This window comes from Streptomyces sp. NPDC051940 (assembly GCF_040680895.1).
GTDB lineage: Bacteria > Actinomycetota > Actinomycetes > Streptomycetales > Streptomycetaceae > Streptomyces.
Genome location: NZ_JBFAXR010000051.1, coordinates 49,697 through 56,366 on the forward strand (window position 1 = coordinate 49,697; position 6,670 = coordinate 56,366).

Here is a 6,670-nt window from a genome sequence, read left to right on the forward strand (position 1 = left end):
GCGAACGCAGTGGATGCCGAGGACGGCCATCACGTGGACGGCATGGCGGCATCCAGAGCGGTCCGCATGTGCGGATCACCGCCATAGCCTCTTCCGCCGCGGCCCGGTGTGCCGGAGTTCCCGCGTCACGTGCGCTCTGCTCGGTCCCAGGTGACAGGCGGAGCCTGTGCGTGGATCAAGAACTCCAACCCGGTCAGGTCGTAGGCCTGACCAGGCTGACTGTCCTCGGTCAGCGCCGCTGCCGCCACGTCGGCGCGCGTGTCGATGAAGCTCAGCGCGGCATCGCCGCCGGCGCGTCGGGACCTCCTGCCGGCCAGCAGGAACGGCTGCCACCGAGGTGCGCTCAGCGGGTAGAGCGGATGAAGTTCACGATCGCGCTGGTGAACTCCACTGCGTTGTCCTTCCGAAGGTGGGCGGCGTTCGCGACGGCCGTGTGCGGCTGGCCTTGTGCGCCGGGGGTGCGCTGGGTCAGGTACGTACTGTCCCCGCCCGTCACGTGATGCTTGGCGCTGAAGTCACACAGGAAGGGCGCCTGCAGGGTCTCAAGAAGAACGCCGCACACCATGAAGGTATCGATCATCCGGGAAGGGGGCGTTGTACGCGGCGCGCACGTCGGGAGCCAGCGGGGTTGCGGTGAAATCCTCCACCACTCGGCCCGGCTCGAGGTGCTCGACGCGTTGGGTGTACTGCAGCCAGTTCGCGGCGTACTGCCAGCCGGGCCCAGGCCCTCCCGCCCTCCTGCAGCTTCGTGTTCGACACCACCTCCCGGTGGAACCGGGTCGGGTTCTCAGCGACGAGCGCAGTCCGAGCAGGCCTCCCCAGCCGTGGCACACCAACGTCACATCATCGAGCCCGAGGCGGTCGAACAGCGTCGCGCGCAGCCAGTCGACGTGGGATCGGTAGGTGCACAGGAGGCCCTGTTCTTGAAGTCCGCGATCACTTGTTCCACCAGAGCGTGCCACCGGCAATCACGCTCGATGTCCCTCAGGGAGAGCGGAGAGCGGACGAACAGTGCCCTGTGGTGTGGTCACGCGCCGAAGATCGCGCGCGGGTCGCCGGTGAGCCAGGTGTTTTCGATGCGCATCCTGTGGATGAGCCAACGGCTGCCGTCGCGGACCAGGCCGACGGCATAGGGGTTCTTCAGGAGCGCGTGAGTGTCCGGATCATCGATGAGCAAGTGCTGGGCCTCGACCAGCGCGGTGAGGCGGGCAGTGTCCCCATTGATGTTGATGCGCGGATTGGTGATCTGGTGAGTGGTGTTCACCCTCCCCGTGAACATGGTCAGGATGGTGCTGACGATGACGTGCCGCCCGCTCATCACGGGCGGCTTGCCGCCCCACCGTGCGGCGGCCGGGCGGAAGTCCAGCTCCGCGTCGGTGGTGAACGCCGAGGCGAGCAGGTCTTCGTCCTTCAGATCCTGCCCCAGAGCGAACCGGTAGAGGGCATCAGTGATCTCAGCGCGGTCGCGCAACTCGGCGACAACTGCGGCGGTGTCGCCAGGCTGTGCGGACAGGGCGAAGGGGGTCTCGGCGTGCATGCCGTCCTCCGGTTGCTGGGTGACTTCGTGCTTTTCCACATCACCCACTCTGCGGCCGTACGAGCTGCCGACCAAGGTCCGCCTGTGAAATGATCGTGAACCCAGGCTTAACGATGGGAGGTCGGGGGTGATCGAGCGGTACGAGGTCGAAGCGTTCCTCACGCTCGCGGAGGAGCTGCACTTCGGCCGCGCTGCCGCGAAGCTGCACGTGTCCACCGCCCGCGTCAGCCAGACCATCCGGAAGCTGGAGCGGAAGGTGGGCGTGCCGCTGTTCCACCGAACCAGCCGTCGCGTTTCGCTCACCAAGGTGGGGCAGCAGCTCCTCGACGACCTCCTCCCCGCGTGGGACGGCGTAGGTGCTGCGGTACAGCACGCGATGGAGACGGGGCGCGGCTTGTCCGGCGCCCTGCATGTCGGCTTCGTTAGCGCCGCCGCCGCGGAGCTCCTGGCCGGCGTGATGCAGGTCTTCCGCGAACACGCGCCCGACTGCGAGGTGCGCATCCGAGAAGCGCAAGCCGACCAGATGCTGCGATGGGTTCGTTCGGGAGAGGTCGACGTCGGGCTCACACCCCTGCCCATTGACGACCCCGATCTGGCCCATGGCTCGGTCCTGGTGCGCGAGGCGCGGATGCTCGCGGTTCCCGTCGGTCATCCCTTCGCCCGCCGCGGCAGCGTCCTGGTCACTGATTTGACGCGCGTTCCCCTGGTACGGCTTCCGGGTCACACGGCAGCCCCACCCGGGCAGTCCGATAGCACTCCCGCCACAGATCCGACGGCCGGGACATTCCAGGAGGCACTCACCCTCGTCGGCGCCGGACAAGGCGCCCTTCCCGCTGGCGCCCACGCCCGCCGCTACTACGCGCGCCCCGACATCGCCTACATACCCATCAGCGACGCACCCCCGCTGGAATGGGTCCTGGTCTGGCCGGAAGGCGAATACACCGCCCGCGTCCGCACCTTCGTGGAGGCAGCTGACAGCTTGATCCACGGCCAGGCATAGCACAGCAAATGCCGTGGTACACCCCAATCAACTTCGGCGTGGCCCGGTGGTGACCTCCGTCGCCTCGAAGGGGCGCTCCGGCCGCGGGGCGACATTTTGCGCACATTGCGATCGGTAGGGTGCGCGAGGTCGACCGTGCCGTCGACGACCGCGGGTGCTGCCAGATAGCGGGGCAACACGGATCACCCGTCGCGGACACCTCCGCAGGTCGCGCACCAGCAGGACCGCGGGCTTCGCTGATGTCACATCCGCAGCAGCGGCATCCGTCGTACCGGCGACAGAGCACCACCGAAGCTGGCGGACGCCGATCGTGGACGCCGCTTCCCCTGTAGGAGCCCCACATGCAGGTTTTCGTCACCGGTGCCACCGGCGCGGTCGGCAGCCAGCTCGTGCCCGCAGCTCATCGAGGCCGGAAACTCGGTCGTCGCGGCGACCACCTCCGAGGCCAAGACCGCCCGGCTGCGCGACGCGGGGGCGACCGCGGTCGTGCTGGACGTGCTCGACGCCGCCGCGGTACGGGCGTGGTGGAGCGCTACCGGCCGGAAGACCGTCGCCGCGATCCTGCACCTGGAGGAGGCGGTGGCCGCGGCACGCGGCCCATGAACGTCCGCCGCTGGGTGGGCCGTCTGCTCGCGGGCGAGTTCATCGCCATGGCCTCGACGCAGATCCGCGGCGCCTCGAATGCGAAGGCGCAGAAGGGTCTCGGCTGGACGCCGCGGTACGCCTCGTGGCGCCAGGGCTTCACGGCGATGATGCGGCGGTGACCCGCGGACGTGAGATCGCCCAACCCGGTCATGCGGCACCCTGGTGGACTGCGCACCGCCCGCCAGATGCAACGGTCGGGACGGTCACGGGTGAACCGCTGCGGGATCGGTGGAAGCTCTCTACGTTGGCTCCAGCCACCGGTGTTGGGGCTGGTGTTGAGCGTAGTGGATGGTCTCCTGCTCGTGGGGCGGGAGGAAGTGCGGGGAAGCGCCCATACGCTTGCGAGGCCTTTGGTGGAGGCAATTCTCATGGTCGAAAGCCCTGCTGCGCCACGTTGGAAAGACTTCACGTTGTCCAAAAGCCGCCCAGTGTCGCGTCGTAGGGATGTGGGCCGTGCATCGTGGAGGAGTACGGCCGTCGGACGAGGCAGGGAGATGCGATGCCCCAGTACATGCTGCTGTTGTACGCACCGGACGCAGGCGAGGCCGGGGCCCGGGACCGGTGGGACGAGCTGCCGCTGTGGCAAGAGGTGACGGAGAGTCTTCGGGAGGCCGGGGTGCTGGTCGCCAACGCCCCCCTGCACCCAGCGAGCAGCGCGACGACCGTGCGTGTACGAGGTGGCGGGGCCGAGCTCACCGACGGGCCGTTCGCGACGACCAAGGAGATCCTCGCCGGCTACTACCTCCTTGACTGCGTCGACCTCGACGAGGCCCTGCGGCACGCCGCGCGGCTGCCCATGGCCCGGTACGGCTGCGTCGAGGTGCGGCCGGTCATGGACGCCGACGCGATCCGGCGGGCGGTCGCGTCGCAGTGAGCGGTCGGGATCCGGGCAGCGGTCCGGGCGATGGGATCAACCGAGCCGGCTTGGCCGACCACGACCTGGCCGCCGCGGCCGTCACGCGGGCCTTCCGCGACGAACGCGCAGCCGTCCTGGCAACGCTCATCCGGCAGGTCGGCGACTTCCAACTCGCCGAGGACGCCGTGCAGGACGCCTTCGCCGCGGCCCTCACCGCGTGGCGCCGTGACGGCGTCCCGCACCGGCCCGGGGCGTGGCTGACGGTCACCGCCCGCCGCCGCGCCATCGACCGCCTGCGCCGCAACCGCTCGCTCGCCGACCGGGCCGCACGCCTCGCGGAGCTTACCGGCCCGCACGAGGCGGAACCCGCATCCGAGCCGGGCGGACTCGAAGACGACCGGCTGCGGCTGATCTTCACGTGCTGCCACCCCGCGCTGGACCCGCCGGCCCAGGTGGCGCTCACGTTGCGCACTCTCGGTGGCCTCACGACCGGCGAGATCGCCCGCGCGTTCCTGGTCGCGGAGGCCACCATGGGCAAACGGATCGTCCGCGCCAAACGCAAGATCGCCGACGCGCACATCCGCTACCGCATCCCCGATGACGACGAGCTTCCGGAGCGCCTGCGCGGGGTGCTGCGCGTCGTCTATCTGATCTTCAACGAAGGCTATGCGGCCGGGTCCGGCGAGCGGCTGGTACGCGACGAGCTGTGCGACGAGGCCGTCCGGCTGGGTCGGCTGCTCGCCGAGCTGATGCCCGCCGAGAGCGAGGTCTGGGGGCTGCTCGCGCTGATGCTGCTGACCGACGCACGCCGCGCGGCCCGGGTGGACGAGCGTGGAGGCTTCGTCGCCCTGTCCGACCAGGACCGCGCCCGATGGGATCGGACCCGCATCCACGAGGGCCTGCGGGCGCTGCGGCGGGCGAAGGAGCCCGGCCCCTACCGCATTCAGGCGGCGATCACCGCGCTGCACCTGGTCCAGCCGACGGACTGGGCCCGCATCGCCGGGCTGTACGACGCCCTGCGCACGCTCGCGCCGTCGCCGGTGGTCGAGGTCAACCACGCGGCGGCCGTCGGATTCGCCCGCGGCGCCGAGGCCGGTCTGGCGCTGCTGCGGCCCCTGCTGGCCGATCCCGCCCTGGAGCGCTACCAGCCGCTGTACGCCGCCCACGCCGAACTGCTCGCCCGCGCCGGCGATCGCAGCGGTGCCGCGAGCGCGTACCGGCGCGCCATCGCAGTCTCCGCCAACTCCGTCGAGCACGCCGAGCTGCAGCGGCGCCTCGCAGCGCTGCAGCTCGGCTGACCAGCCGCCGTAGCGACAAAAGCAGTTCCCGCAGACGTGTCCAAAGCGACCGGAGTGCCGCGACGTAGGGGTGAGGCCGCAGCGCCTCGGCGGGCTCCGTGCCCGCCGACCCCCTAGGGAAGAGGACACGATGAGTTCACAGCCACCCCTGCCCCGCGCACTCGCCGAGCAGGAGCGCGCCGTCCGCGAGGTCTTCGACGAGGTGTCGAAGGCCTGGACCGATAACGACGCGGCAGCGTTCGCCGCGAACTACGCCGAGGATGCCACCGCAACGCTGCCGGGCTTCCACCTCCGCAGCAGCGCCGGAATCCAGGCCGCCATGGCGGTCGCCTTCGCCGGGGAGCTCGAGGGCTCCCGGCGCCTCCACGAGATCCGGCAGATCCGGTTCCTCGACGACCTGACGGCCATCGCGACCAGCCGCAGCGGCACCCAGCCGGCCGGCGAACCAGGCGTGGACGCCTGGTCGATGGCGACTTGGGTGCTGTCCCGGCACACCGGACGCTGGCTCATCGAGGCCTACCACGACTGCCCCGCGGCCTGAGGAGGCATCACATGTCACAGCTCACCGGAAAAGTAGCCCTCGTGACGGGCGGCAGCCGCGGCATCGGTGCGGCCATCGCCCGCCGACTCGCCCACGACGGCGCGGAGGTGGCCCTCACCTACACGCGCTCCGAGGACAAGGCGCGGGCCGTGGCCCGGCAGATCACCGCGGACGGCGGGAAGGCCCTGGTCATCCGGGCCGACAGCGCCGATCCCGACGCCGTCACCGACGCCGTCGACCGGACCGCCCGGGAGCTCGGCGGACTCGACATCCTGATCAACAACGCCGGCATCTTCACCGGCGGCCCGCTCGATGAGGCCACGGTCAAGGACCTCGACGAGATCTTTGCCATCGACGTACGCGCGGTCTTCCTCGCCTCCCAGGCTGCCGCCCGCCACCTGCCGACAGGCGGCCGCATCATCACGATCGGCAGCGCCCTGACCGAGCGGGTGCCGGCGGAGGGCATGACCCTGTACGCGATGTGCAAGGCAGCGTTGTCCGGCCTCACTCGCGGCCTGGCGCGCGACCTGGGCCCAAGGGGGATCAACGTCACCCTGGTCAACGGTGGCCTGATCGACACCGACATGAACCCGGCCAACGGCCCCACCGCGGACCTCTTCAGCAGCATCACGGCCCTCGGCCGCTACGGCACCCCCGACGAGCTTGCCGCCACAGTGGCCCACCTCGCGGGCGACGGCGGACGCTACATCACCGGAACGGCCATCACGGTGGACGGAGGGTTCGCAGCCTGACGCGGAGGGCATCGCGCCCCTGCCCGCTCCCGCACTGCGGG

Annotated in this window: 9 protein-coding genes; 7 read left to right on the top strand and 2 right to left on the bottom strand. The window is 70.3% G+C overall.

Going from position 1 to position 6,670, the window contains the following annotated elements:
- Positions 1-343 precede the first annotated feature (343 nt).
- Both AB0M28_RS20840 and AB0M28_RS20845 read right to left on the bottom strand, forming a co-directional pair.
- Positions 344-580 (bottom strand): hypothetical protein, encoded by a 237-nt coding sequence (locus AB0M28_RS20840; protein WP_365406717.1) that lies wholly within the window; start codon positions 578-580, stop codon positions 344-346.
- A 447-nt stretch (positions 581-1,027) separates the two neighbouring features.
- Complete coding sequence (locus AB0M28_RS20845) at positions 1,028-1,576, bottom strand: nuclear transport factor 2 family protein (RefSeq protein WP_365406719.1); 549 nt, start codon at positions 1,574-1,576, stop codon at positions 1,028-1,030.
- 88 nt (positions 1,577-1,664) lie between these two features.
- On the opposite strand from AB0M28_RS20845, the gene AB0M28_RS20850 reads away from it, so the two are divergent.
- From AB0M28_RS20850 to AB0M28_RS20880, 7 genes are all read left to right on the top strand, one after another.
- Positions 1,665-2,537: a LysR family transcriptional regulator gene (locus AB0M28_RS20850; protein ID WP_365406722.1), complete on the top strand. Its 873-nt coding sequence runs from the start codon at positions 1,665-1,667 to the stop codon at positions 2,535-2,537.
- A 360-nt stretch (positions 2,538-2,897) separates the two neighbouring features.
- The gene (locus tag AB0M28_RS20855; protein ID WP_365406725.1) at positions 2,898-3,140 is read left to right on the top strand and encodes a hypothetical protein; all 243 of its coding nucleotides are present in this window, start codon (positions 2,898-2,900) and stop codon (positions 3,138-3,140) included.
- Complete coding sequence (locus AB0M28_RS20860; protein ID WP_365406727.1) at positions 3,137-3,301, top strand: hypothetical protein; 165 nt, start codon at positions 3,137-3,139, stop codon at positions 3,299-3,301. The genes AB0M28_RS20855 and AB0M28_RS20860 overlap by 4 nt, the downstream gene beginning before the upstream one ends.
- 380 nt (positions 3,302-3,681) lie before the next feature.
- Entirely contained in the window at positions 3,682-4,056 is a 375-nt protein-coding gene (locus AB0M28_RS20865; RefSeq protein ID WP_365406730.1) for a YciI family protein, read from the top strand.
- 50 nt (positions 4,057-4,106) lie between these two features.
- On the top strand, positions 4,107-5,336 hold the full coding sequence (locus AB0M28_RS20870; RefSeq protein ID WP_365406733.1) for a sigma-70 family RNA polymerase sigma factor: 1,230 nt from the start codon (positions 4,107-4,109) through the stop codon (positions 5,334-5,336).
- A gap of 130 nt (positions 5,337-5,466) precedes the next feature.
- A complete protein-coding gene (locus tag AB0M28_RS20875) occupies positions 5,467-5,877 on the top strand; it encodes an SgcJ/EcaC family oxidoreductase (protein WP_365406736.1) in 411 nt (136 codons plus the stop codon).
- Positions 5,878-5,888: 11 nt separating this feature from the next.
- Positions 5,889-6,629: a 3-oxoacyl-ACP reductase family protein gene (locus AB0M28_RS20880; protein WP_365406739.1), complete on the top strand. Its 741-nt coding sequence runs from the start codon at positions 5,889-5,891 to the stop codon at positions 6,627-6,629.
- Positions 6,630-6,670: the final 41 nt, after the last annotated feature.

Coding starts and splice junctions, on each gene's coding strand:
- AB0M28_RS20840 (WP_365406717.1), bottom strand. CDS start 580: ATGATCGATACCTTCATGGTGTGCGGCGTTCTTCTTGAGACCCTGCAG.
- AB0M28_RS20860 (WP_365406727.1), top strand. CDS start 3,137: ATGAACGTCCGCCGCTGGGTGGGCCGTCTGCTCGCGGGCGAGTTCATC.
- AB0M28_RS20865 (WP_365406730.1), top strand. CDS start 3,682: ATGCCCCAGTACATGCTGCTGTTGTACGCACCGGACGCAGGCGAGGCC.
- AB0M28_RS20875 (WP_365406736.1), top strand. CDS start 5,467: ATGAGTTCACAGCCACCCCTGCCCCGCGCACTCGCCGAGCAGGAGCGC.
- AB0M28_RS20880 (WP_365406739.1), top strand. CDS start 5,889: ATGTCACAGCTCACCGGAAAAGTAGCCCTCGTGACGGGCGGCAGCCGC.